General features: G+C 59.3%; 17 protein-coding genes and 1 pseudogene. 6 read left to right on the forward strand and 12 right to left on the reverse strand.

Annotation, left to right across the window (positions count from 1 at the left end):
• Positions 1-89: 89 nt before the first annotated feature.
• From GBC55_RS10590 to GBC55_RS10620, 7 genes are all read right to left on the reverse strand, one after another.
• Positions 90-323, reverse strand: a complete 234-nt coding sequence (locus tag GBC55_RS10590; RefSeq protein WP_162437460.1) for a hypothetical protein — start codon at positions 321-323, stop codon at positions 90-92.
• 105 nt (positions 324-428) lie between these two features.
• Positions 429-953, reverse strand: a complete 525-nt coding sequence (locus GBC55_RS10595) for a DUF6586 family protein (RefSeq protein ID WP_162437420.1) — start codon at positions 951-953, stop codon at positions 429-431.
• A gap of 213 nt (positions 954-1,166) precedes the next feature.
• Positions 1,167-3,797 (reverse strand): type I DNA topoisomerase, encoded by a 2,631-nt coding sequence (gene topA, locus GBC55_RS10600; protein ID WP_162437421.1) that lies wholly within the window; start codon positions 3,795-3,797, stop codon positions 1,167-1,169.
• Positions 3,798-3,911: 114 nt separating this feature from the next.
• Entirely contained in the window at positions 3,912-4,148 is a 237-nt protein-coding gene (locus GBC55_RS10605) for a DUF1653 domain-containing protein (protein WP_162437422.1), read from the reverse strand.
• Positions 4,149-4,246: 98 nt separating this feature from the next.
• Positions 4,247-5,422, reverse strand: a complete 1,176-nt coding sequence (fadA, locus tag GBC55_RS10610) for an acetyl-CoA C-acyltransferase FadA (RefSeq protein WP_162437423.1) — start codon at positions 5,420-5,422, stop codon at positions 4,247-4,249.
• 32 nt (positions 5,423-5,454) lie between these two features.
• Positions 5,455-7,602, reverse strand: coding sequence for a fatty acid oxidation complex subunit alpha FadB (gene fadB, locus GBC55_RS10615; RefSeq protein ID WP_162437424.1), 2,148 nt, complete (start codon positions 7,600-7,602; stop codon positions 5,455-5,457).
• A gap of 704 nt (positions 7,603-8,306) precedes the next feature.
• Positions 8,307-8,744 (reverse strand): hypothetical protein, encoded by a 438-nt coding sequence (locus GBC55_RS10620; protein ID WP_162437425.1) that lies wholly within the window; start codon positions 8,742-8,744, stop codon positions 8,307-8,309.
• Positions 8,745-8,863: 119 nt separating this feature from the next.
• On the opposite strand from GBC55_RS10620, the gene GBC55_RS10625 reads away from it, so the two are divergent.
• Both GBC55_RS10625 and GBC55_RS10630 read left to right on the forward strand, forming a co-directional pair.
• The gene (locus GBC55_RS10625; protein WP_162437426.1) at positions 8,864-9,304 is read left to right on the forward strand and encodes a universal stress protein; all 441 of its coding nucleotides are present in this window, start codon (positions 8,864-8,866) and stop codon (positions 9,302-9,304) included.
• A gap of 34 nt (positions 9,305-9,338) precedes the next feature.
• Positions 9,339-9,431, forward strand: a pseudogene (locus GBC55_RS10630) (YqgE/AlgH family protein); the annotation flags it as partial.
• A 58-nt stretch (positions 9,432-9,489) separates the two neighbouring features.
• On the opposite strand, the gene GBC55_RS10635 reads toward GBC55_RS10630, so the two are convergent.
• Positions 9,490-11,409, reverse strand: a complete 1,920-nt coding sequence (locus GBC55_RS10635) for an ATP-binding cassette domain-containing protein (protein ID WP_162437427.1) — start codon at positions 11,407-11,409, stop codon at positions 9,490-9,492.
• Positions 11,410-11,622: 213 nt separating this feature from the next.
• On the opposite strand from GBC55_RS10635, the gene GBC55_RS10640 reads away from it, so the two are divergent.
• Positions 11,623-13,551 carry a transglycosylase SLT domain-containing protein gene (locus GBC55_RS10640; protein WP_162437428.1) on the forward strand — a complete coding sequence of 643 codons (1,929 nt, stop codon included), beginning with the start codon at positions 11,623-11,625 and terminating at the stop codon, positions 13,549-13,551.
• Positions 13,552-13,652: 101 nt separating this feature from the next.
• Here GBC55_RS10640 and GBC55_RS10645 read toward each other — a convergent pair whose 3' ends face one another.
• Positions 13,653-15,428, reverse strand: coding sequence for an ABC transporter transmembrane domain-containing protein (locus GBC55_RS10645; RefSeq protein ID WP_162437429.1), 1,776 nt, complete (start codon positions 15,426-15,428; stop codon positions 13,653-13,655).
• Between the two features lie 234 nt (positions 15,429-15,662).
• Here GBC55_RS10645 and GBC55_RS10650 point away from each other — a divergent pair, with 234 nt between their 5' ends.
• On the forward strand, positions 15,663-15,842 hold the full coding sequence (locus GBC55_RS10650) for a PA1571 family protein (protein ID WP_162437430.1): 180 nt from the start codon (positions 15,663-15,665) through the stop codon (positions 15,840-15,842).
• A 176-nt stretch (positions 15,843-16,018) separates the two neighbouring features.
• On the opposite strand, the gene pdxB is transcribed toward GBC55_RS10650, so the two are convergent.
• Positions 16,019-17,161 (reverse strand): 4-phosphoerythronate dehydrogenase PdxB, encoded by a 1,143-nt coding sequence (gene pdxB, locus GBC55_RS10655; protein WP_162437461.1) that lies wholly within the window; start codon positions 17,159-17,161, stop codon positions 16,019-16,021.
• 351 nt (positions 17,162-17,512) lie between these two features.
• On the opposite strand from pdxB, the gene GBC55_RS10660 reads away from it, so the two are divergent.
• On the forward strand, positions 17,513-18,916 hold the full coding sequence (locus tag GBC55_RS10660) for an MATE family efflux transporter (protein ID WP_162437431.1): 1,404 nt from the start codon (positions 17,513-17,515) through the stop codon (positions 18,914-18,916).
• Here GBC55_RS10660 and tusA read toward each other — a convergent pair.
• Positions 18,913-19,164: a sulfurtransferase TusA gene (tusA, locus tag GBC55_RS10665; RefSeq protein ID WP_162437432.1), complete on the reverse strand. Its 252-nt coding sequence runs from the start codon at positions 19,162-19,164 to the stop codon at positions 18,913-18,915. The two genes, GBC55_RS10660 and tusA, sit on opposite strands and share 4 nt — an antisense overlap.
• 203 nt (positions 19,165-19,367) lie before the next feature.
• Positions 19,368-20,441 carry a 23S rRNA (cytidine(2498)-2'-O)-methyltransferase RlmM gene (rlmM, locus tag GBC55_RS10670; RefSeq protein ID WP_162437433.1) on the reverse strand — a complete coding sequence of 358 codons (1,074 nt, stop codon included), beginning with the start codon at positions 20,439-20,441 and terminating at the stop codon, positions 19,368-19,370.
• Positions 20,442-20,663: 222 nt separating this feature from the next.
• Here rlmM and acnA point away from each other — a divergent pair, with 222 nt between their 5' ends.
• Positions 20,664-23,405: an aconitate hydratase AcnA gene (gene acnA / locus GBC55_RS10675; protein WP_162437434.1), complete on the forward strand. Its 2,742-nt coding sequence runs from the start codon at positions 20,664-20,666 to the stop codon at positions 23,403-23,405.
• Positions 23,406-24,162: the final 757 nt, after the last annotated feature.

Raw genomic sequence — 24,162 nt, forward strand, 5'->3', positions numbered from 1 at the left:
GCGAGAAAAGCTACGCGCCCGAAACTGCGCGGGGCTTCTCCAAAAGGACAGAGAAGCCGAATTGAAGGACAGGAAACCGACGGGCGGGATCAGTGCAGAACCCGCGACCCGTCATCTTTCTCGAATTCGCCTTCAACCATGCGCCCGGCCATCTGAACACCGACGCTCAACATCGCCTTGGCGACTTCCACGTGCTGACCTTGCAGAAAGGCTTTGGCATCCTCGGAGAAATCCAAAGTAACCAGAGAACCCTCGTCCTCGGCCCTGCGCAGCTCGATACGGCCGTCTGGTAACTCGACAATTTCTAGAAAGGACGTTGGCATAAAAGTCTGTTCTCCACGAAAGGCGGGGATTATATAGGCATCGGTCATGCTTCGCTCGGGATCTTGACCAGCAGCACTGTTAATTGCGCGCCGGACCCACGGCAATCAGCACTCGTTCAAACCCTCACGAAAACGGATCGCCAGACCTTTCAGGTTCTGACGCCAGCTCTCGAGCTCAGCTCGGCTCAGCTCTTGCGGCGCCTCTTCTTCATCCAGGTTAACCGCCAGAATCAGTGGCTGAGTGACATCGCCCTTGGGCTTGTGCGGAGCACGAGGCGGTTGAAACAAAGCGGCATGGGCGGCTAGTAGTCTGGCCAACCAGGTTTCCGGATTTTGAGCCAGCTCGACCATCTCGGCCATTTCAGGAATCGCGATTGCTTCAAGCACTTCGCGAGTCAGCAACATTTCCGCGCGTGGCGCATTAGCCTGTGGCAAACGATAGAAGCCGGCGATTTCGTGGCATAGCCCCAACAACGCCCCGTACAGGTGAAACAACGCCGATTCGCGCCCGGCCTGAATCAGCGCCAGGGAGTTCATTGCCCGCCCCTCTTCGGCTTTGGCCAACGCTTCCAGCGACAGGCCGGCGAAATAGATTTTCTGATTGGTACGGGTATAGAGCTCGTGGGCCATGACGGCAGCCTCCACAACGAAATAATTGCTTCACGCAGGTCGGACAGTGTCGTGGATCCGCTTCGCTTCCCGCAAGCACAAAACAAAAAGGCCGCATGAAAACCCGAGGTTTGTCATGCGGCCTTGCTGTATCAACAGAGCTATTGTGGCGAGGGAGCTTGCTCCCGCTGGCCGACGAAGTCGGCCCCTCTAAACCCTTCTATTACCGCCGGCTCAAGCCTTGACCTTAGCCGGACGCTTGTCTTCCACAGTCCACTTGCCGCCGTCGTAATACGCTTTCCAGCCAGTCGGCTTGCCGTCGACTTCTGTCTGAACGTATTGCTCCTTGGTTTTGCGGCTGTAACGAATCACTGCCGGCAAGCCGTCCGGATCCTTCTGCGGCGCTTCACACAGGAAGTGATACTTAGGATCGATCTCGTCCTTGTGCGGGACAATTTCCATCACCAGCGGAGCGCGGGTCTCGCGGTTTTTCGGAAACTGACTGGCAGCCAGGAACAGGCCGGACGCACCGTCGCGCAGGATGTAGGTGTCGTTGACCTTTTCGCATTTCAGCTCAGGCATCTTCACCGGGTCCATCTTCGGCGGCGCCGCATCACCGCTTTTCAGCAGCTTACGGGTGTTCTTGCACGTCGCGTTGGTGCAACCGAAGAACTTGCCGAAACGGCCGGTCTTGAGTTGCATCTCGCTGCCGCACTTGTCGCATTCCAGGCTCGGACCTTCGTAGCCCTTGATGCGGTAAGTGCCCTCCTCGATCTCGTAGCCATCGCAATCCGGGTTGTTACCGCAGATGTGCAACTTGCGCTTCTCGTCGAGCAGGTAAGCGTCCATCGCCGTACTGCAGATCGGGCAGCGATGCTTGCCACGCAGTACCAGCGACTCCGACTCACCCTCGTCGTCCGCGGCGATTTCATCGCCCGGCACCAGATTGACAGTGGCCTTGCAGCGCTCTTTCGGCGGCAGGCTGTAACCCGAGCAGCCGAGGAACACACCGGTCGATGCCGTACGAATCTGCATCGGACGACCGCACACCACGCATGGAATGTCAGTCATCACCGGCTGGTTGGCGCGCATCCCGCCTTCGGCGCTTTCAGCAACTTCGAGTTTCTTCTTGAAGTCACCGTAGAACTCGTCCAGCACGTTTTTCCAGTCGCGTTCGCCCTGGGCCACGTCGTCGAGGTTCTCTTCCATGCCGGCGGTGAAGCCGTAGTCCATCAGGTTGGAGAAGCTCTCGGACAGACGCTCGGTGACGATGTCACCCATCTTTTCCGAATAGAAACGACGGTTATGCAGCGCAACGTAGCCACGGTCCTGGATGGTCGAAATGATTGCCGCATAAGTCGAAGGACGACCGATACCGCGCTTTTCCATTTCTTTAACCAGGCTCGCTTCCGAGTAACGCGCCGGCGGCTTGGTGAAGTGCTGGGTCGGATCAAGCTTGATCAGCTTCATCGCATCGCCCTGAGCCATGTCCGGCAACACATCGTCGTCGCCTGGCTTGGCGATTTGCGGCATGACGCGGGTGTAACCGTCGAACTTCAGGATACGGCCCTTGGCGCGCAGCTCGAAGTCGCCTGCACCCACGGTGACCGTGGTCGACAGGTATTGGGCCGGCAGCATCTGGCAAGCGAGGAACTGGCGCCAGATCAGCTCGTAGAGGCGCTCTGCATCACGCTCCATGCCCGTCAGCTTGCTTGGCTCGGTGTTGGCGTCGGACGGACGAATCGCTTCGTGAGCCTCTTGTGCGCCTTCCTTGCTGCTGTAGACGTTCGGATTTTCCGGCAGGTACTTCTTGCCGAACTCGCTCTCGATATAGGTACGCGCCATCGTCACGGCATCGGCCGAGAGATTGGTGGAGTCGGTACGCATGTAAGTGATGTAGCCGGCTTCGTACAAACGCTGGGCCATCATCATGGTTTTCTTCACGCCGAAGCCCAGGCGGTTGCTCGCAGCCTGCTGCAGGGTCGAGGTGATAAACGGTGCGGACGGCTTGCTGCTGGTCGGCTTGTCTTCACGCTTGGCGATGCTGTAGCTGGACGCCTTGAGCTTCTCCAGCGCGGCCATGGCCTGGGTTTCGTTGAGCGGCTTGAAGGCTTCGCCTTTCTCGCGGGCCACGTCAAAGCGCACGGTTGCGCCTTTGGCGGTGCCGAGGTCAGCGTGGATTTCCCAGTATTCTTCCGGGTTGAACGCACGAATCTCGCGCTCACGCTCGACCACCAGCTTCACAGCCACCGATTGCACACGACCGGCAGACAGGCCACGGGCGATTTTCGCCCACAGCAGCGGCGAAACCATGTAACCCACGACGCGATCGAGGAAACGACGCGCCTGCTGGGCGTTTACACGGTCGATGTCCAGCTCGCCCGGCTTGGAGAAGGCTTCCTGAATCGCCTTCTTGGTAATTTCGTTGAACACCACGCGCTTGTAGCGGCTGTCATCACCACCGATGGCTTCGCGCAGGTGCCAGGCAATGGCTTCCCCCTCGCGATCCAAGTCGGTTGCGAGATAGATGGTGTCAGCATCTTTGGCGAGCCGGCGCAGCTCTTCGATGACCTTTTCCTTGCCCGGGAGGATCTCGTACTTGGCTTTCCAGCCATGTTCGGGATCGACGCCCATGCGCGAGACCAGTTGCTTGCGCGACTTCTCTTTCGGCGTGAGCACCGGACCTTCGCCCGCGGCGGCCTTGCCGCGCTTGGCGGCTGGCTCTTTGCTGGCGCTAGCCGAACCGCTGGTGGGCAGGTCTCGGATATGGCCGATACTCGACTTCACCACGTATTGGTTACCCAGATACTTGTTGATGGTCTTGGCCTTAGCCGGGGATTCCACAATGACCAGCGATTTGCCCATGGATCAGAAAATTCCTGAATTCTAGAAGTGAAAGGCGGTTGGCGCCTGACGCGGCACCGCTATATATAGTGGCTACAAGATGAGGTCAAGCGCAGGGTTCTGCGCGCACTCGGCTTATGGCTTGGAAAAAACGCTCGGTTCGGCTTGCACCAAAGCAAAGCGTGGCACCTGTTCGCCGTCAACCTCGACCGACTCCAGGAACATGCTCAAGGGACGCACCCAAAAGCCGTAATCGCCATACAGGGCTTGGTAGAAGACCACTTCTTCTTCGGTTTCCGAATGCCGCGCAATGCTGAATACGCGGTACTGCGGACCTTTGTAATGCTGGTAGAGCCCAGGTGATATCGACATGGTTTGGCCCTCGCACAAATCTTTTCAAAAATAAAATAAAAAAAATTCAGAAAAACAAAAACCGGGGCACTTGGCCCCGGCTTCCATCAACGAAATGCTTAAACGCGTTCGAAGACGGTGGAGATGCCTTGGCCGAGACCAATGCACATGGTAGCAACACCCAGGTTGCCGCCATTTTGCTTCATCACGTTCAGCAGAGTGCCGGAGATACGCGCACCGGAGCAACCGAACGGGTGACCCAGGGCGATCGCGCCGCCGTGCAGGTTAACCTTCTCGTTCATCTTGTCGAGCACTTTCAAATCTTTCAGCACTGGCAGGGCCTGTGCGGCGAAAGCTTCGTTGAGCTCGAAGAAGTCGATATCGTTAATGCCCAGACCCGCGCGTTTCAGCGCTTTCTGTGTAGCCGGTACTGGACCATAGCCCATGATTGCCGGGTCCACACCTGCCACTGCCATCGAGCGAATCACGGCCAAAGGCTGGATGCCCAGATCTTGAGCACGCTGCGCCGACATCACGATCATGCACGAGGCACCGTCGGTGATCTGCGACGAAGTACCGGCTGTCACGGTGCCGCCCTTAGGGTTGAAAGCAGGCTTGAGAGCCGCCAGGCTTTCCAGGGTGGTTTCCGGACGAATGGTTTCGTCGTAGTCGAACAGTTTCAGGAAACCGTTCTCGTCATAGCCCTGCATCGGGATGATTTCGTCTTTGAACTTGCCTTCCACGGTCGCCTTATGAGCGAGCTGATGGGAACGCACGCCGAAAGCGTCCTGCTGTTCGCGAGTGATGCCGTGCATCTTGCCCAGCATTTCAGCGGTCAGGCCCATCATGCCCGAGGCTTTCGCCGCGTACAGGGACATGTGCGGGTTCGGATCGACACCGTGCATCATGCTCACGTGGCCCATGTGCTCGACGCCGCCGACCACGAACACGTCACCGTTGCCGGTCATGATCGCTTGTGCGGCAGTGTGCAGCGCGCTCATCGACGAGCCACACAGACGGCTGACGGTCTGGCCGGCGGCAGTGTGCGGGATCTGCGTCATCAGGGACGCCATGCGGGCAATGTTCCAGCCCTGCTCCAGGGTCTGGTTTACGCAGCCCCAGATCACGTCTTCGACTTCGCTCGGGTCAACCTTAACGTTGCGTTCCAGCAATTTGCTGATCAGGTGCGCCGACATGTCTTCGGCGCGGGTGTTGCGGTGCATGCCGCCTTTGGAGCGGCCCATCGGAGTACGACCGAAGTCGACAATCACGACGTCTCTTGGATTCAAGCTCATAAAATTTCACTCTCGCTCAAAAGTTGGGACGCTTAACCGAAGAACCGTTGGCCGGTTTTGGCCATTTCACGCAGTTTTGCGGTCGGGTGGTACAGCGCGCCCAAATCAGCGTACTGGTCAGCCAGGGCAACGAACTCTGCAACACCGACCGAGTCGATGTAGCGCAGCGCACCGCCACGGAATGGAGGGAAACCAATACCGTAAACCAGACCCATGTCGGCTTCGGCAGCGGTTTCGACGATGCCGTCTTCCAGGCAACGTACGGTTTCCAGGCACAGCGGGATCATCATCCAGTTGATGATGTCTTCGTCAGTGACATCGCGCTGCTCGTAAACGATCGGCTTGAGCACTTCGAGTACCGACGGATCGGCGACTTTCTTCTGCTTGCCCTTCTTGTCGGTCTCGTAGGCGTAGAAGCCCTTGCCGTTCTTCTGGCCCAGGCGCTTGGCTTCGTAGAGAACGTCGATCGCCGAACGACGGTCGTCTTTCATGCGGTCCGGGAAACCTTCAGCCATCACGTCACGACCGTGGTGTCCGGTGTCGATGCCGACCACGTCCATCAGGTAGGCCGGGCCCATCGGCCAGCCGAATTTTTCCATGACCTTGTCGATACGGACGAAGTCCACACCGGCGCTGACCAGCTTGGCGAAACCGCCGAAGTACGGGAACAGAACACGGTTGACCAGGAAGCCCGGGCAGTCGTTGACGACGATCGGGTTCTTGCCCATTTTCTTGGCGTAGGCAACGGTGGTGGCAACGGCCAGCTCGCTGGACTTCTCGCCACGAATCACTTCAACCAGCGGCATCATGTGCACAGGGTTGAAGAAGTGCATGCCAACGAAGTTTTCCGGACGCTTGAGGGCTTTGGCCAGCAAGGTGATGGAAATGGTCGAGGTGTTGGACGCGAGGATGGTGTCCTCTTTGACCTTGTCTTCGACTTCAGCCAGAACAGCCTGCTTGACCTTAGGGTTCTCGACGACCGCTTCAACCACCAGATCCACGTGACCGAAATCACCGTAGGACAGGGTAGGACGAATACCGTTAAGGACTTCAGCCATTTTCGCAGCGGTCATACGACCCTTGTCAACGCGGCTCACCAGCAGCTTGGCGGCTTCAGCCAGACCTTGCTCGATGCCGTGCTCGTTGATGTCCTTCATCAGGATCGGCGTACCTTTGGAAGCCGACTGATAAGCGATACCGCCACCCATGATGCCGGCGCCCAATACGGCAGCCTGCTTCACGTCTTTGGCGATTTCGTCGTAGGCCTTGGCCTTTTTCTTCAGTTCCTGATCGTTCAGGAACAGACCGATCAAGCTCTGCGCAGCAGAGGTCTTGGCCAGTTTGACGAAGCCAGCCGCTTCGACTTCCAGTGCCTTGTCGCGACCGAAGTTCGCGGCTTTCTGGATCGTCTTGATCGCTTCGACTGGCGCTGGGTAGTTCGGGCCAGCCTGACCGGCGACGAAACCTTTGGCGGTTTCGAAAGCCATCATTTGTTCGATCGCGTTCAGCTTGAGTTTCTCAAGCTTCGGTTGACGTTTGGCCTTGTAGTCAAACTCACCGGAGATGGCGCGCTTGATCAGTTCCAGGGCAGCTTCCTGCAGCTTCTCAGGGGCAACCACTGCGTCCACGGCGCCGACTTTCAGCGCGTCTTCAGGACGGTTTTCCTTGCCGGCGGCAATCCACTCGATGGCATTATCGGCACCGATCAGACGCGGCAGACGCACAGTACCGCCAAAGCCCGGGTAGATGCCCAGTTTGACTTCCGGCAGACCGATCTTGGCCTTGGTGGACATGACGCGGTAGTCCGCCGCCAGGCACATTTCCAGACCGCCACCCAGTGCGATGCCGTTGATCGCGGCCACAGTCGGGACGTTGAGGTCTTCGAAATCGCTGAAAATCTTGTTGGCTTCGAGGTTGCCAGCAACAAGCTCTGCATCAGGCAGCTTGAAGTTCTCGACAAATTCGGTGATGTCGGCGCCGACGATGAAAACGTCCTTGCCGCTGCTGACGATCACACCCTTGATCGAAGCATCTGCCTTGATGGTGTCTACGGCCTGACGCAGTTCGTTCAGGGTTAGACGGTTGAACTTGTTGACGGACTCACCCTTGAGGTCGAACTTCAGTTCGACGATGCCACTTTCAAGAGCCTTAACCGTGATGGCTTTACCTTCGTAAATCATCAACTGATCTCCACGATATGGAAGCTGAACAGTACACGTCGGACGCAGGCGGATGGCTGGGCAGGACGATCATCGTCAATGCTACGCCAATCCACCCGACACACCCGCCAACGCGATAGTCGGGATTCTGTAGGAGCGATCTGCAATGCAAACGCTCAATTCATACGCCCGTTTGATTTGGGTACGTCACCTTCACGGAATTTCAGACAATTGTCAATCGCCCAAAATACGGGTTGAAACGCGACTTTGTGGTCATTTCCGTGACGCGAAGATCTTCAACACGCGGGTGCATGCGAAGCCATTCATAGGATCAATAGTTAGAAAAGTCGCCCTAATTCGCAGCAGCCTTTGTTTAAAAGGCTACGCTGGCGGGACGTGGAAGAAAAAATATCAACGCATTGGCGAATGCCCGGCGTAAGATCAGCCCACACCGTTTTCCGGCCTGCCTGGCCAACCCGGCCCGATGTTGATGTCGGGCTTTTTATTGCCCGTAGAAAACTCCCAACAGAACCACACCCGGACCCCCTGTAGCAGCTGCCGAGCCTGCGAGGCTGCGTCCGGCTGCGCAGCAGTCGTAAAATCAAGCGCTTCGGTGTGTCAGTTCTACCGAATATTCAGGTCTAGCGACTGCTGCGCAGCCGAACGCAGCCTCGCAGGCTTGGCAGCTGCTACAGGTTTCAGTGGTTCAGGTATTTCGACGGTGTTCAGGCGAGTGCTTTGAGGGTCACGTCGATCTGCTGCAGAACCGTCGCTTCGCCCTTCTCGCCCCAATACAAAGCGATCATCTGCTTGTCGGCTTCGACCTTGTAAACGTTGGCTGGCAATTTTTCGAAATAATTCAGCAGCACCCGATCCTCGCAGACCTCCTGCCACTGATTCACCCAGACACCCGGCGCCTTTTGCCAGTAAATCCAGCACGCTGGCTGCTTGCCGCGCCGTGGACGATGATATTGCGCGCACGGACTGGGCGGCTCCTGGCTCAGCCAGTGTGGCCACTCCTGCGGCGCCAGTTGCATGGCCAATCCGATGCGTCGGGCTTCCATGCGAAGGGCCATGCGACCGTTCTGACCACGGGAGGGTCGCAACCATGCCAATGGACTCAAAACCACTAACAGGATTGACACCACTATCCAGACCGTCATATCAGTACACCCCTTTTTACACGCACCGCTTTTAAATGAGCGCACCGGGCCACTTTGGAACCACTGCGCTTGAAACCAGCCATACTTACCACTATTGCAATCCTCAGGAGGAGCACCTCATGCCCTACAACCATATTCTGGTCGCTGTAGATCTAACCGAAGAGTGCGATCCTGTAATCCATCGCGCTCGCGAACTGTCGGTCAGCAATGGTGCCAAATTGTCCCTGGTGCATATCGTCGAACCCATGGCCATGGCCTTTGGTGGCGACGTGCCGATGGACCTGTCACAACTGCAGCAACAGCAGTTTGATCAGGCCCGCGAGCGCCTGGATCGGTTGATCGTGAAGTACCCTGAGCTTTCCAAGGAATACAGCCACCTGACCTACGGCCAGCCGCGCCAGGAGATTCACCACCTGGCCAAGGAACAAACCTGCGACCTGATCGTAGTGGGCAGTCACGGCCGGCACGGCCTGGCATTGCTGCTGGGTTCCACTGCCAATGACGTGCTGCACGGTGCGCCTTGTGACGTACTTGCGGTGCGCCTGCAAAACAAAAGCTGAAACACGGACCTCTGTAGGAGCGAGCTTGCTCGCGATGGTCGTCAACGATAAAGCGGGGTGCCTGACACCCCGCGGCGCTCTCCGGTTCATCGCGAGCAAGCTCGCTCCTACAGAGATGGATTGTGTTGCATACGAAAAGCCCGGCGCTCATCTCTGAACGCCGGGCTTTTTTATTACAGGATCAATCAGGCATCCAGCTCAGCCCAACGCTCGACCATCACGTCGAGTTCAGCCTGTAACTGCTCCAGCTGAGCGATCACGGCAGCTGTTTCCGTCGCTGGACGCTGATAGAAAGCAGGGTCCGCCATTTGCGCTTCAACCGCCGCAATCTGCTTTTCCATGGCTTCGATCTGCGCCGGCAACATTTCCAGCTCGCGCTGCAACTTGTAGCTGAGCTTTTTCTTCGCTACAGGTGCTTCGGCTGCAGCAGCAACGGGTGCCGCTTCGGCCGTCACCACTGCCGAGGTCAGGTCGGCCTTGCCGGACTTGCTCTCGGTCACGCCCAACAGGCGCGGCGAGCCGCCCTGACGCAGCCAGTCCTGATAACCACCGACGTATTCACGAACCTTGCCTTCACCTTCGAAGACCAGGGTGCTGGTGACCACGTTGTCGAGGAATGCCCGGTCGTGACTGACCATCAGCACGGTGCCGTTGAAGGTCAGCAAGACCTCTTCCAGCAACTCGAGTGTTTCCACATCGAGGTCGTTGGTCGGTTCGTCGAGGACCAGCAGGTTCGCCGGCTTGCTGAACAGCTTCGCCAGCAACAGACGCGCACGCTCACCACCCGACAGCGCCTTGACCGGCGTGCGGGCACGCTGCGGGCTGAACAGGAAGTCGCCGAGGTAGCTCAACACATGACGGCTCTGGCCATCGATATCGATGAAATCGCGACCTTCGGCGACGTTGTCGATCACGGTTTTTTCCAGGTCCAACTGGTGGCGCAACTGGTCGAAGTAGGCCACGTCGATGCGCGTCCCTTCTTCCACTGTGCCGCTGGTTGGCTGCAGGCCGCTGAGCATCAACTTCAGCAACGTGGTCTTGCCGGTACCGTTGGCGCCGAGCAAACCGATACGGTCGCCGCGCGTCAGGACCATCGAGAAATCCTTGATCAGGAACGGGCCGCCCGGATGAGCGAAACTCACGTTCTCGAGGACCATCACCTGCTTGCCGGACTTGTCAGCGGTGTCCAGCTGAATGTTGGCCTTGCCGGTACGCTCACGACGCTCACTGCGCTCAACGCGCAAGGCTTTCAAGGCGCGCACGCGGCCTTCGTTACGGGTGCGGCGGGCCTTGATGCCCTGACGGATCCAGACTTCTTCCTGGGCCAGCTTCTTGTCGAACAGCGCGTTCGCGGTTTCCTCAGCGGCCAGCGAGGCCTCTTTGTGCACGAGGAAGCTGGCGTAGTCGCCGTTCCAGTCGATCAGGCCGCCGCGATCCAGTTCGAGGATGCGCGTGGCGAGGTTCTGCAGGAAAGAACGGTCGTGCGTGATGAACAGCACGGCGCCCTGGAAATCCTTCAACGCTTCTTCAAGCCAGGCAATCGCACCGATGTCCAGGTGGTTGGTTGGCTCGTCGAGCAGCAACAGGTCCGGTTCGGAAACCAGGGCCTGGGCCAGCAGGACGCGACGACGCCAGCCGCCGGACAATTGCGAGAGGGTCTTGTCGGCCGGCAACTGCAGACGGCTCAAGGTGCTGTCGACCAGTTGCTGCAAACGCCAGCCGTCACGGGCTTCGAGGTCGTGCTGGACGTGCATCAGTTTGTCCAGGTCGGCGTCGGTGACGATGTTCTGGCTCAGGTGGTGATACTGCGCGAGCAGCTCGCCAACACCGTCCAGGCCTTCAGCCACTACGTCGAATACGGTCCGCTCGTCGGCTACCGGCAATTCTTGCGGCAATTCGCCAATCTTGAGACCGGGTGCACGCCAGACAGAGCCTTCATCAGGCTTCTGGTCGCCCTTGACGAGCTTCATCATGCTGGACTTGCCAGTGCCGTTGCGGCCGATGATGCACACCCGCTCACCACGGGCGATCTGCCAGGACACCTTGTCCAACAACGGCATAGCGCCGAAAGCAAGGGACACATCGCTGAATTTGAGCAGGGTCATGAGCTTCTCCAAAAACCGGGCGCGCATTCTACCTGACTTGAGGCTTCAAAAGGCCGGCCATTTCATTGTCGGGGCACTCTGCATGACAAATGTTGCGAACTGATGCCAACCGGTCCGCAAAGCTTTCGCCCGTTGCTGGCAAAAGGCTAAGCTACAGATTATTCAGTGTGGGTCCTGTCCGCACTTGTCATGATTTCTCTGCCCGGATGTCTCATGCGCAGTCGCCTTTTTAGTCTTTTTTCATGTTTGCTTCTTTCTGCCACTGCCATCCAGTCAGCCCAGGCGGTGGACCTGTCCACTCAGCGCCAGTATTACGATGAAGCCAAGCGCGCGTTGGCCAAGGGCGATACCGGCCCTTATTTTCGCTACAGCCAGGCCCTCGCCGATTATCCGCTGGAACCGTATCTGGCCTATGACGAGCTGACCGCGCGCCTGAAAACCGCGAGCAACGCCGAAATCGAGAAATTCCTCGCCGAACACGGTGACCTGCCCCAGGCCAACTGGATGAAGCTGCGCTGGTTGCGCTGGCTGGCCGATCGTGGCGAATGGGCGACCTTCGTCAAGTATTACGACCCCAAGCTCAACTTCACCGAACTGGACTGCCTGAACGCGCAGTACCAGATCGGCAGCAACCAGAAATCCGTCGGTTACGCCAACGCGAACAAACTCTGGCTCACCGGTAAATCCCTGCCTGCCGCGTGCGATGGCTTGTTCGGTGTGTGGGCGGCCGATGGTCAGCTGACCGAAGAGAAACGCTGGGAGCGCACCAAGCTCGCCGCCCAGGCACGCAACTATCCACTGGCCAACAGCCTGATCAGCGGCCTGACCACCCTCGCCCCTCGCGGTCGCTTGCTGGTGGAAGTGGCGCAAAAGCCCGAACTGCTGAACCAGCCGTCGCGCTTCACCCCGGCCGACGAGCCGATGTCCGACATTGTCAGCCTCGGCCTGCGTCGTCTTGCCCGCCAGGACCCGGACAAGGCCATGGCCCTGCTCGACGGTTATGCCAGCAGCATGCATTTCTCTCGCGATGAAAAAGTTGCGATCGCCCGGGAAATCGGCCTGACCCTCGCCCGACGTTTCGACAGCCGTGCCCTGGACGTGATGACCAAGTACGACCCGGAACTGCGCGACAACACCGTATCCGAATGGCGTATGCGCTTGTTGTTGCGTTTAGCCCGCTGGGATGATGCGTATCAGCTGACCCGACGCCTGCCCCAGGACCTGGCGACCACCAACCGCTGGCGCTACTGGCAGGCCCGCAGCCTGGAACTGGCGCAGCCACAGAACCCGGAGTCGCAGGCGCTCTACAAGCACCTCGCTCGCGAGCGGGATTTCTACGGATTCCTCGCGGCGGATCGTTCGCAGTCACCTTATTCACTGGTCAATAAGCCGTTGGTGCTAAGCCAGGCGCTGATCAATAAAGTGCGCAATACACCGGGGGTACGTCGCGCCCTGGAGTTCCACGCCCGCGGGCAGATCGTCGACGGTCGTCGCGAGTGGTACCACGTCAGCCGGCATTTCAACCGTGACGAAATGGTCGCCCAGGCCAAACTGGCCTATGACCTGAAATGGTACTTCCCGGCGATCCGCACGATCAGCCAGGCACAGTATTGGGACGACCTGGATATCCGCTTCCCGATGGCTCACCGCGAAACGCTGGTCCGTGAGGCCAAGGTCCGTGGCCTGCATTCAAGCTGGGTGTTCGCCATCACCCGCCAGGAAAGCGCCTTCATGGACGACGCCCGCTCCGGCGTTGGCGCCACCGGCCTCATGCAGTTGATGCCAGGCACCGCCAAGGAAACCGCTCGCAAATTCAGCATTCCATTGGCCTCGCCACAGCAAGTGCTCAACCCGGACAAGAACATCCAGCTCGGTGCCGCCTACCTGAGCCAGGTGCACGCCCAGTTCAACGGCAACCGCGTCCTCGCCTCCGCCGCCTACAACGCCGGCCCCGGTCGAGTGCGTCAATGGCTGCGCGGCGCGGATCACCTGAGCTTCGACGTATGGGTTGAAAGCATCCCGTTCGACGAAACCCGCCAGTACGTGCAAAACGTATTGTCGTACTCGGTGATCTACGGCCAAAAGCTCAACTCGCCACAGCCGCTGGTGGATTGGCATGAGCGGTATTTTGATGATCAATGATGTTTGCCTGACGCCATAACGAAAATGCCCGCATCGATTGATGCGGGCATTTTTTTAGAAACAAAAACAAGATCAAAGGTTCTTCTGTTCCGCAGCGTTCTTCACGCCGCCTCATGCCCATCACTGAACTGCAACGCCGCCAACCGCGCGTACAGCGCATTGCTTGCAATCAACTCCTGATGCGTCCCCACCGCCACCAGCTTCCCTTGGTCCATCACCGCAATTCGGTCGGCGTTCTTTACCGTGGCCAGTCGGTGGGCGATGACCAGGGTGGTGCGGTTTTTCATCAGGCTGGGCAGGGCTTGCTGGATCAGGTGTTCGCTTTGGGCGTCGAGGGCGCTGGTGGCTTCGTCGAGCAGCAGGATTGGCGCGTCCACCAGCAGCGCGCGGGCGATGGCGAGGCGTTGGCGCTGGCCGCCGGACAAGCCGAGACCACCGTCACCGAGGTGGGTCTGATAACCGTCAGGCATCTGTTCGATGAAGTCGTGGGCGTAGGCGATTTTCGCTGCTTCCTGAACCTGGGCCAGGGTCGCGCCCGGGTTGCCGTAGCGAATGTTCTCTTCCACGCTGCCGAAAAACAGTGCCGGACTCTGCGAGACCAAGGCGAAGCAGCGGCGCAGGTCGAGGGGATCGAGTTGAGTCAGCGGCACGCCATCCAGCAGGATTCTTCCTTCGACCGGGTCGTAGAATCGCAGCAGCAGGTCATACACCGTCGACTTGCCAGCACCTGAAGGCCCGACCAACGCAAGGGTTTCGCCGGCATTAATGGTCAGGCTCAAGCCATCGACCGCATAGCTTTGCGGACGCGACGGGTAGGAAAAGCGCACATCCTGCAGCACCAGATCGCCTCTCACCCGCTCAGGCAACGTCACCAACCCGGTGACCGGTGGCTGAATGATGTTTTCCGAGCGCAGCAGTTCGGCGATTCGCTCGGCGGCCCCGGCGGCGCGCTGCAACTCACCGATTACCTCGCTCAAGGTGCCGAACGCACTGCCGACGATCAGGCTGTAGAAGACAAACGCGGCCAGTTCACCCGCCGAGATCCGTCCGGCAATCACATCCATACCACCGACCCACAGCATTACCCCCACGGCCCCCAGCACCAGCACGATCACCAGGGTAATCAGCCAGGCGCGCTGGAAGATGCGTTTACGCGCAGTCTCGAATGCCTGCTCCACGGTGACGGCAAACCGCTGCTCGTCCTGGACTTGATGGTTGTAGGCCTGCACGGTTTTGATCTGGCCCAGGGTTTCGGACACATAACTGCCGATGTCGGCAATGCGATCCTGGCTCATACGAGACAGATTGCGGACCCGGCGGCCGAAAATCAGGATGGGCGCGATCACCAACGGCAAGGCCACCACCACGATGCTGGTGAGCTTGGGGTTGGTGATGAACAGCAAAACGATGCCGCCAATCACCATCAGCAAGTTGCGCAGGAACAGCGACAGCGAGGAACCAATCACCGATTGCAGCAGTGTTGTATCTGCCGTCAGACGGGACTGGATCTCGGAGCTGCGGTTGTCTTCATAAAACCCTGGGTGCAGGTAAACCAGATGATTGAACACCTGCCGCCGAATGTCCGCGACCACCCGTTCGCCGATCCAGGACACCAGATAGAAACGCGCAAACGTACCGATCGCCAACCCCACGACCAACACCATGAACAGCCCGATCGACTGATTGAGCAGATGCGGCGACTGAGTCATGAAGCCCTGATCGACCAACAACCGAATGCCCTGCCCCATCGACAACGTGATGCCGGCAGTGACGATCAGCGCGAGCAACGCACCCAAAGCCGGCCAGCGATAAGGCGCGAGAAAGCGGGTGGTCAAGCGAATGGCGCGGCGTTGACGAGCAGAAAGCATAAAGATCATCCAGATACGCAACGGCGCAGTTGATAGGAAGGAACTCTGTAAATCACAATGAGTCAGGTTAATTATGACCGCAAAGCCTTGCCTCTAGACGCTATTGGTCTAAAGTCCGGCTGGCAACGTTGCGATATTTCTGGTGGACTGATGCTGCCGTTCAGGAAAGATCGCAGGGAGTTGTCACAACCCGGTCACCGGGCGGTTTTATAGTAAGCACACAACCTGATGAGGAGACAGGCCATGTCCTTGCAACACAGCAGCGAAGACAAAATTGAAGTGATCCGTACACAGCCAGACCAGTCTCTGGGTTGCTCGATTATCGATGAACAAGGGCGCGAAGTACCGATCACTGAAGGCATGATCCAGGACGCTTGCCGCGAACTGGAACAGCGATTGGTCAAGCCTGCCAAACAAGATTGATGTAGCCACCGTCTTCTTGACCCGGCCCTGATGGCCGGGTTTTTTATGGGTGAATATTCAAATATCGCGGCGCGGCCAATCGCGGGCAAGCCCGCTCCCACAGGGATTTATACGGTTTCAAAATGGATGCATGACCTGAGGGAGCGGGCTTGCCCGCGATTGGGCCGACCTGACTGTCAACTAGCCACAGCCCCCAACGCCGCCACAATCTTCTGCAACTGCGCCGACTCACCTTCAATCCGCACCTGCAATCCATCAATCTCCCGCCGCTGCGGGTAATGCTTGCGCAACGCATCAAACGCCGCACGCTGTTCGTTCACCGTCCCGACAAGGCTGCGGCGGAAATCCGCGTCATCACGGCGCGGGTCGTACACGCCACGGCACAGCATCGCCAATGCCCAGGCCGGATCACTTTCAGCGTTCAAGGTCACGCGGGACAGCCAAGGCGCCGGCAGCAATTCGCTCAGGCTGACGTCCGCCGGCTGACCGAGGAAATCGCAATACGCCTGATAAATCTGCGCCGTCCCGCGCTGTTTGCCATCAAGGCTGTAGCCCGCAATGTGCGGTGTCGCCAACACGCAGAGATCGGCCAGTGCCACATCGACCTCGGGCTCACCCTCCCAGACATCCAGCACGGCTTGCAGGTCTTCACGCTGCAACAGGACGTTGCGCAGGGCGGCGTTATCGACCACCGCGCCGCGACTGGCGTTGATCAGCCAGGTGCCGGTCTTGAGTTGATTCAAACGATTTTTATCAAACAGGTGCCAGGTGGATTGGGCGCCGTGTTTCTTCAGCGGTGTGTGCAGACTGATGACATCGCACTGCTCGATGATGCGCTCAAGGCTGACGAAGTCGCCGCCTTCCGCCGCTTGCCGTGGCGGATCGCAAACCAGCACGTTCCAGCCCAGCCCTTTCAGCACCTTGACCAAACGGCCGCCGACTTCACCGGCACCGACCACGCCATAGGTGCGTCGAGTCAGGTCGGCGCCTTCGATTTCGGCCAGGGTCAGCAGACTGCCGAGCACATAATCCACCACGCCTCGGGCGTTGCAACCGGGTGCGCTCGACCAGGTGATGCCGGCCTGCTGAAAGTAATCAAGGTCCAGGTGATCGGTGCCGATGGTGCACGTACCGACAAAACGCACCTTGCTGCCTTCGAGCAATGCGCGGTTGACGTTGGTCACGGAGCGCACCAGCAACACATCGGCCTGCTCGACCGTTGCACGGTCAATGGAGCGCCCCGGCACCCGGCGGATTTCGCCAAAACGTTCGAAGAAGGCATCGAGCAGCGGGATATTTTCGTCGGCAACAATCAGCATGGCGGGCTCCTTTGGGGGATCGGCAGTGTAGGCGTAGATGGCCATGCTGGGCCAGCGGGCATTAGAGGTCACCACTTCTCCTCTTGTCACCACTTCTCCTGTGGTGAGGGGATTTATCCCCGTTGGGCTGCGAAGCGGCCCCAGAACCTGTGCACGCGGTGTACCTGTAATAACGTGGATTCAATAATAGGGGCCGCTTCGCAGCCCAACGGGGATAAATCCCCTCACCACAGGGGTTATCGATACCTGCGGGAGACGATTACAAATCCCCAACACAGCTCTTTTCCTGACCATAGCGTCAACGCGTAGAATGCCCCGCCTTGCGCATCAATACCTTTGGACGTTTCGCCCTTGAACTCCGTAACCGACAACACCACCGCCCTCACCCGCCCCGAACGCATCCGCCTGGAGCTGAAAAACCTGCTCGGCCTGGCGCTGCCGATCATGGTCGCGCAGCTGGCCACGACAGCGATGGGTTTCGTCGATGCGGTCATGGCCGGCCGTGTCGGGCCTCGGGATCTGGCGGCGGTGGCATTGGGGAACTCGATCTGGGTCCCGGTCTTCCTGTTGATGACCGGCACCCTGCTGGCCACCACCCCGAAAGTCGCCCAACGCTTCGGCGCCGGCACTCATAGCGAAATCGGCCCGATCGTCCGTCAGGCACTGTGGCTGGCATTGGTCGTCGGGGTGTTGGCCACCGGCATGCTGCTCGGCGCAGAGCCGATCCTGCACCTGATGAACGTCGATCCCGAACTGATCGGCCCCTGCATGCAATACCTGCACGGCATCGCCAGCGGCCTGCCTGCCGTCGCGATCTATCACGTGTTGCGCTGCTTCAGTGACGGCCTCGGGCGTACGCGCCCGGCCATGGTCCTCGGCCTGTGCGGCCTGGCGCTGAACATCCCGCTGAACTACATCTTCATCTACGGCCACTTCGGCGTGCCCGCCATGGGCGGCGTCGGTTGCGGCTGGGCCACGGCGATCGTGATGTGGGTGATGGCGCTGGGCATGGCCGGGTGGGAGCGCTGGGCGCCGGCGTATCAGTCGAGTCAGTTGTTCAGTCGTTTCGACTGGCCGCAATGGACGGTGATCAAACGCCTGCTGGGCATCGGCTTGCCCATCGGCATTGCGGTGTTCGCCGAATCGAGCATCTTCGCCGTGATCGCCCTGTTGATCGGCAGCCTCGGCGCAACAGTCGTCGCCGGGCACCAGATCGCGCTCAACTTCAGCTCGCTGGTGTTCATGATCCCCTACTCCCTTGGCATGGCTGTCACCGTGCGCGTCGGCCAGGCACTGGGTCGTCGAGAGCCACGTGAAGCGCGCTTCGCCGCCGGTGTCGGCATGGGCACGGCGCTGGCGTATGCGTGTATTTCAGCAAGCATGATGCTGTTGTTGCGCGAGGACATCGCGACCATCTACACCTCGGACCCGACAGTGATTCATGTCGCGGCGATGCTGATCGTGTACTCGGCGCTGTTCCAGTTTTCCGACGCGATCCAGGTCACGGCGGCCGGCGCATTGCGCGGTTATCAGGACACGCGGGTGACAATGATCCTGACGTTGTTCGCGTACTGGGGGATTGGGTTGCCGGTGGGTTACGCGCTGGGCCTGACCGACTGGTTAGGCGCGCCAAGCGGCCCGAGCGGGCTGTGGCAGGGTCTGATCGTGGGCTTGAGTTGCGCGGCGCTGATGCTGTCGATCCGCTTGACGCGCAGTGCACGCAAGCAGATCCGCATCAGTCGTTCGACGGGTTAAGCGAGTTTCTTGCGGATCCAGTAGAGGTAGGTGCCTGCCTCTTCATGCTGGCCGATCAGCTCGTGATCGAGAAACACGCAGAACTTGGGGATATCGCGACGGGTCGACGGATCGGTGGCGATCACCTTTAACAGACCGCCGGGCGCCAGGTCACGGATGTGCTGGTGCAACATCATCACCGGCTCCGGGCAGTTGAGGCCGGTGGCGTCGAGGGTGCCGTCAACCGGCGTATCAATCATTTCACTCATGATTCACTCCTGAAACGTGCCGACATTGTCGCGCAATGTCGGGTTTGTGGCGAGGGAGCTTGCTCCCGCTGGGCCGCGAAGCGACCCCAACTATGGCTACGCGGTTTATCAGTTATATCTCTGTGTCCGGTTTTAGGGCTGCTACGCAACCCAGCGGGAGCAAGCTCCCTCGCCACACAAGCCCGCATATCTGCCGACGCACATCAACGAGACTTCGGCTTCTTCACATCAATCCGGCGCAAATGGCACGTCACTTCTTCACGGTCGTGATACAGCTGCTTGCAGCCAATCTCCACCCGAATCCCGCGCTCCTTGAACCCGTCGGCAATGCGCTCCAATAGACGCTTCACCTCGGCATAACGCTGCTTCATCGGCAACTTCAGGTTGACCACCGCCTCGCGGCAATGCCCCTCGCCAATCCACTCTTCCAGCATCGCGGCATTACGCGCCGGCTTCTCGACAATATCGCAGACCATCCAGTCCACCGGCTGCTTGGGCTTGAAGGTAAAACCATCCGCCATCAAATGCTGCACCAGCCCGGTGTCCATCAGGCTTTCAGCCATCGGCCCGTTATCGATCGCCGTCACCAGCATGCCGCGGTTGACCAGCTGCCAGGTCCAGCCACCAGGTGCGGCACCCAGGTCAACGCCGGTCATGTCACTGTGCAAACGCTCGTCCCACTGATCACGCGGGATGAAGTGGTGCCACGCCTCTTCCAGCTTCAACGTCGAACGGCTTGGCGCGTCACGGGGAAACTTCAGGCGCGGAATGCCCATCGGCCACATCGCCGAGTTGTTCGACTCCGCCAGCCCCATGAACACTTCGCGACCGCTCTTGAACGTCAGCAACAACCGCGGCTTGAGCGGATCTTCCACCAGTTTGCCGGCGGCCATCAGCGCCTTGCGCAAGTGGACTTCGAACTTCTTGCAGAAATTCGACAGTTCCTTGCCGTCGTTGGTGTCGACCATCTCCAGCCACAGGCTGCCGCACAGCGGAAAATCTCGCATGTGCGCGAGGATCACGCTGATGCGATCGGTTTCCGGCAGATCGATAAAGATCCCGCGAGCCCACTGGCGCGGGAAGATCAGGTCGGCAAAACGCTGCCCGCGCATCAGGCGCTCGGCACCGTCTTCTTCGGTACAGATAAATTCGGCAAAGGCGCTGGCGGCCTTGGCCTTGGCATAACCGGCCACGTTCAAGCGTGCGGCATGTTCGGATATCTCGGAACAGACTTCGCCTTCGAAGCCCGGCCGGCAATGCATAAAGAGGGTGTTCATTCTTACTCCTGGGCAGATGGCGAGAAATTCAACCACTGCGCGATGCCCAGACTTGCGTTGAAGCAAAGCCTGTCACGAAAACCGGCGCATGATAGCCGAGTTCGGAACCTTGGACCTGTCCATAGAGTCCAGTTATTAGCTTTAAGCCGCAAAGAGGACTAGGTTTAGACCTCAGTTCGTCCCCTCAGTCCGTAGCCGTGCGGATCATAAGGAGTGATCGTAATGCCGTCCCTCGATAGCCTGAAATCCCTTAAAACCCTGCAGATCGACGACAAGACCTACCATTATTACAGTCTGCCCGATGCTGCCAAAAGCCTCGGTGATCTCGACAAACTGCCGATGTCATTGAAAGTGCTGCTGGAAAACCTGCTGCGCTGGGAAGATGAAAAAACTGTCACCGGCGCCGACCTCAAGGCCATTGCCGCCTGGCTCAAGGAGCGTCGCTCCGATCGTGAAATCCAGTACCGCCCCGCGCGGGTATTGATGCAAGACTTCACCGGTGTTCCCGCCGTGGTCGACCTGGCCGCCATGCGCGCCGCCATGGCCAAGGCCGGCGGTGACCCGCAGCGGATCAACCCGCTCTCCCCCGTGGACCTGGTGATCGACCACTCGGTGATGGTCGACAAGTTCGGCAGCGCCAGCGCGTTCGAGCAGAACGTCGACATCGAAATGCAGCGCAATGGCGAGCGTTACGCGTTCCTGCGCTGGGGCCAAAGCGCCTTCGACAACTTCAGTGTCGTGCCACCGGGCACCGGCATCTGCCACCAGGTCAACCTGGAATACCTGGGCCGCACGGTCTGGACCAAGGACGAAGACGGCCGCACCTACGCGTTTCCCGACACCCTGGTCGGCACCGACTCCCACACCACCATGATCAACGGCCTTGGCGTACTCGGCTGGGGCGTCGGCGGGATCGAAGCGGAAGCGGCGATGCTCGGCCAACCGGTGTCGATGCTGATTCCGGAAGTGATCGGCTTCAAACTCACCGGCAAGCTCAAGGAAGGCATCACCGCCACCGACCTGGTGCTGACCGTTACCCAAATGCTGCGCAAAAAAGGCGTGGTCGGTAAATTCGTCGAATTCTACGGCGACGGCCTCGCCGACCTGCCGCTGGCCGACCGTGCGACCATCGCCAACATGGCCCCGGAATACGGCGCCACCTGCGGCTTCTTCCCGGTGGATGACGTCACCCTCGACTACCTGCGCCTGTCCGGCCGCCCGCCGGAAACCGTCAAACTGGTCGAGGCCTACTGCAAAACCCAGGGCCTGTGGCGCCTGCCCGGCAAGGAACCGTCGTTCACCGACAGCCTCGCCCTGGACATGGCCAGCGTCGAAGCCAGCCTCGCCGGCCCGAAACGCCCGCAAGACCGCGTCTCGCTGCCCAACGTCGCGCAAGCCTTCAGTGACTTCATCGACCTGCAATTCAAGCCCACCAGTAAAGAAGAAGGACGACTGGAAAGTGAAGGCGGCGGTGGTGTCGCCGTGGGCAACGCTGACCTGGTCGGCGAAACAGACTACGAATACGACGGCCACACCTATCGCCTGAAAAACGGCGCCGTGGTCATCGCCGCCATCACCTCCTGCACCAACACCTCCAATCCGAGCGTGATGATGGCAGCCGGCCTGGTGGCGAAAAAAGCTGTGGAAAAAGGCCTCACCCGCAAACCCTGGGTGAAAAGCTCACTGGCGCCCGGCTCGAAAGTCGTCACCGACTACTACAAGGCCGCAGGACTGACGCAATACCTTGATCAACTCGGCTTCTCCCTGGTCGGCTACGGCTGCACCACCTGCATCGGCAACTCCGGCCCGCTGCCGGAGCCGATCGAAAAAGCCATCCAGAAAGCCGACCTCACCGTCGCCTCGGTCCTCTCGGGCAACCGCAACTTCGAAGGCCGCGTGCACCCCCTGGTGAAAACCAACTGGCTCGCCTCCCCGCCACTGGTCGTCGCCTACGCACTGGCCGGCACCGTGCGCACCGACATCAGCAGCGAACCGCTGGGCAACGACAAGGAAGGCAACCCGGTGTACCTGCGCGACATCTGGCCCAGCACCCAGGAAATCGCCGACGCCGTAAGCCAGGTCAACACCGCCATGTTCCACAAGGAATACGCCGAAGTATTCGCCGGCGACGAACAGTGGCAAGCCATCGAAGTGCCACAAGCCGCGACCTACGTCTGGCAGGACGACTCGACCTACATCCAGCACCCACCGTTCTTCGACGACATCGGCGGCCCGCCACCCGAAGTCAAAGACGTCTCGGGCGCACGCGTCCTCGCCCTGCTCGGCGACTCGGTCACCACCGACCACATCTCACCGGCCGGCAACATCAAGACCGACAGCCCCGCCGGCCAATACCTGCGCGCTAAAGGCGTGGAACCCCGCGACTTCAACTCCTACGGCTCCCGCCGCGGCAACCACGAAGTCATGATGCGCGGCACCTTCGCCAACATCCGCATCCGCAACGAAATGCTCGGCGGCGAAGAAGGCGGCAACACGATCTACATCCCAACGGGAGAAAAGGTCGCCATCTACGACGCCGCCATGCGCTACCAGGCCGCCGGCACCCCGCTGGTCGTCATCGCCGGCCAGGAATACGGCACCGGCTCCAGCCGTGACTGGGCGGCCAAAGGTACGAACTTACTGGGCGTAAAAGCCGTCATCGCCGAAAGCTTCGAACGGATTCACCGGTCTAACCTGGTAGGCATGGGCGTGCTGCCGCTGCAGTTCAAGCTGGATCAGAATCGCAAGAGCCTGAAGCTCACGGGGAAAGAAAGCATCGACATCCTCGGTTTGACCGGCGTGGAGCTGACGCCCCGGATGAACCTGCCGCTGATCATCACCCGGGAAGACGGCAGCCGCGAGAAGATCGACGTGCTGTGCCGGATTGATACGTTGAATGAGGTGGAGTACTTCAAATCGGGGGGGATCCTGCACTACGTACTGCGCCAACTAATAGCCTCATAACTCACCGCGGACTAAGACACCGCCTTTAGGCGGTGTCTTTAAGAGTACGCCTCACTGGCATATTTGGTTTTCCTGCACTATCGCTATGGCTTCTGCAAACACAAGAAGTACAGCTGTCTGGCCTCTCCAGCAACAAGGTTTCCGCAGCCGGTCCTTCGCTCGCCCCCCCTCCCTGAACTGGTTTAGCGATCGGGTCTGGATTTCCCCACCCAAGCCAGTTCGCACCAAGCGAAAAATTAACTTCGCGCCAGTTACATTTTGACCAACGAATCCAGGTACTGGCGAAAGCCCAAGCGCATCACAGTTTCATACAGCAACTTCTTTACACCTCTGCAAATATAACGAACACCCGATCAGCTTTTGCGGTCTCGAACTCGCGCGCTGTCGGGGCCAACCAACTACGGCAAACCCACGAAGTACGGGTCAAGCGCCGCCCTACTGCCTGCTTGAATGTTCAAAAAATAGTGCCATCACAAACAGATACCGGCGATTAAAATCTCCGATCCTCGAGGCAAGACCTGGTCTCGGGTGTGAATGCTGCATTTACAGTGAAGTTCGGTGGACTGGAACCGTTACGACGGGCGTTCGGTTGTCGTGACCGACGAATGCGATTACCCTTACGCCGCCAATTCGGGAGCGCGCAATGCTGCGCTGAAAAGATGCTGCATTAACAATCTGCTCACCCGCGCACCTGAAAATATTTGCACTAATAGTAATCACTTACTAAAGGTCGCAAATTCCCTAGCCGAGTTCCACA

It is taken from the genome of Pseudomonas sp. TNT3 (assembly GCF_010095445.2).
In the GTDB taxonomy this organism is placed as follows: Bacteria; Pseudomonadota; Gammaproteobacteria; order Pseudomonadales; family Pseudomonadaceae; genus Aquipseudomonas.

Bases quoted from the DNA above. Each gene is read 5' to 3' on its own strand.
- GBC55_RS10590 (WP_162437460.1), bottom strand. From the start codon at position 323: ATGCCAACGTCCTTTCTAGAAATTGTCGAGTTACCAGACGGCCGTATC.
- GBC55_RS10595 (WP_162437420.1), bottom strand. From the start codon at position 953: ATGGCCCACGAGCTCTATACCCGTACCAATCAGAAAATCTATTTCGCC.
- topA (WP_162437421.1), bottom strand. From the start codon at position 3,797: ATGGGCAAATCGCTGGTCATTGTGGAATCCCCGGCTAAGGCCAAGACC.
- GBC55_RS10605 (WP_162437422.1), bottom strand. From the start codon at position 4,148: ATGTCGATATCACCTGGGCTCTACCAGCATTACAAAGGTCCGCAGTAC.
- fadA (WP_162437423.1), bottom strand. From the start codon at position 5,422: ATGAGCTTGAATCCAAGAGACGTCGTGATTGTCGACTTCGGTCGTACT.
- fadB (WP_162437424.1), bottom strand. From the start codon at position 7,602: ATGATTTACGAAGGTAAAGCCATCACGGTTAAGGCTCTTGAAAGTGGC.
- GBC55_RS10620 (WP_162437425.1), bottom strand. From the start codon at position 8,744: ATGACGGTCTGGATAGTGGTGTCAATCCTGTTAGTGGTTTTGAGTCCA.
- GBC55_RS10625 (WP_162437426.1), top strand. From the start codon at position 8,864: ATGCCCTACAACCATATTCTGGTCGCTGTAGATCTAACCGAAGAGTGC.
- GBC55_RS10635 (WP_162437427.1), bottom strand. From the start codon at position 11,409: ATGACCCTGCTCAAATTCAGCGATGTGTCCCTTGCTTTCGGCGCTATG.
- GBC55_RS10640 (WP_162437428.1), top strand. From the start codon at position 11,623: ATGCGCAGTCGCCTTTTTAGTCTTTTTTCATGTTTGCTTCTTTCTGCC.
- GBC55_RS10645 (WP_162437429.1), bottom strand. From the start codon at position 15,428: ATGATCTTTATGCTTTCTGCTCGTCAACGCCGCGCCATTCGCTTGACC.
- GBC55_RS10650 (WP_162437430.1), top strand. From the start codon at position 15,663: ATGTCCTTGCAACACAGCAGCGAAGACAAAATTGAAGTGATCCGTACA.
- pdxB (WP_162437461.1), bottom strand. From the start codon at position 17,161: ATGCTGATTGTTGCCGACGAAAATATCCCGCTGCTCGATGCCTTCTTC.
- tusA (WP_162437432.1), bottom strand. From the start codon at position 19,164: ATGAGTGAAATGATTGATACGCCGGTTGACGGCACCCTCGACGCCACC.
- rlmM (WP_162437433.1), bottom strand. From the start codon at position 20,441: ATGAACACCCTCTTTATGCATTGCCGGCCGGGCTTCGAAGGCGAAGTC.
- acnA (WP_162437434.1), top strand. From the start codon at position 20,664: ATGCCGTCCCTCGATAGCCTGAAATCCCTTAAAACCCTGCAGATCGAC.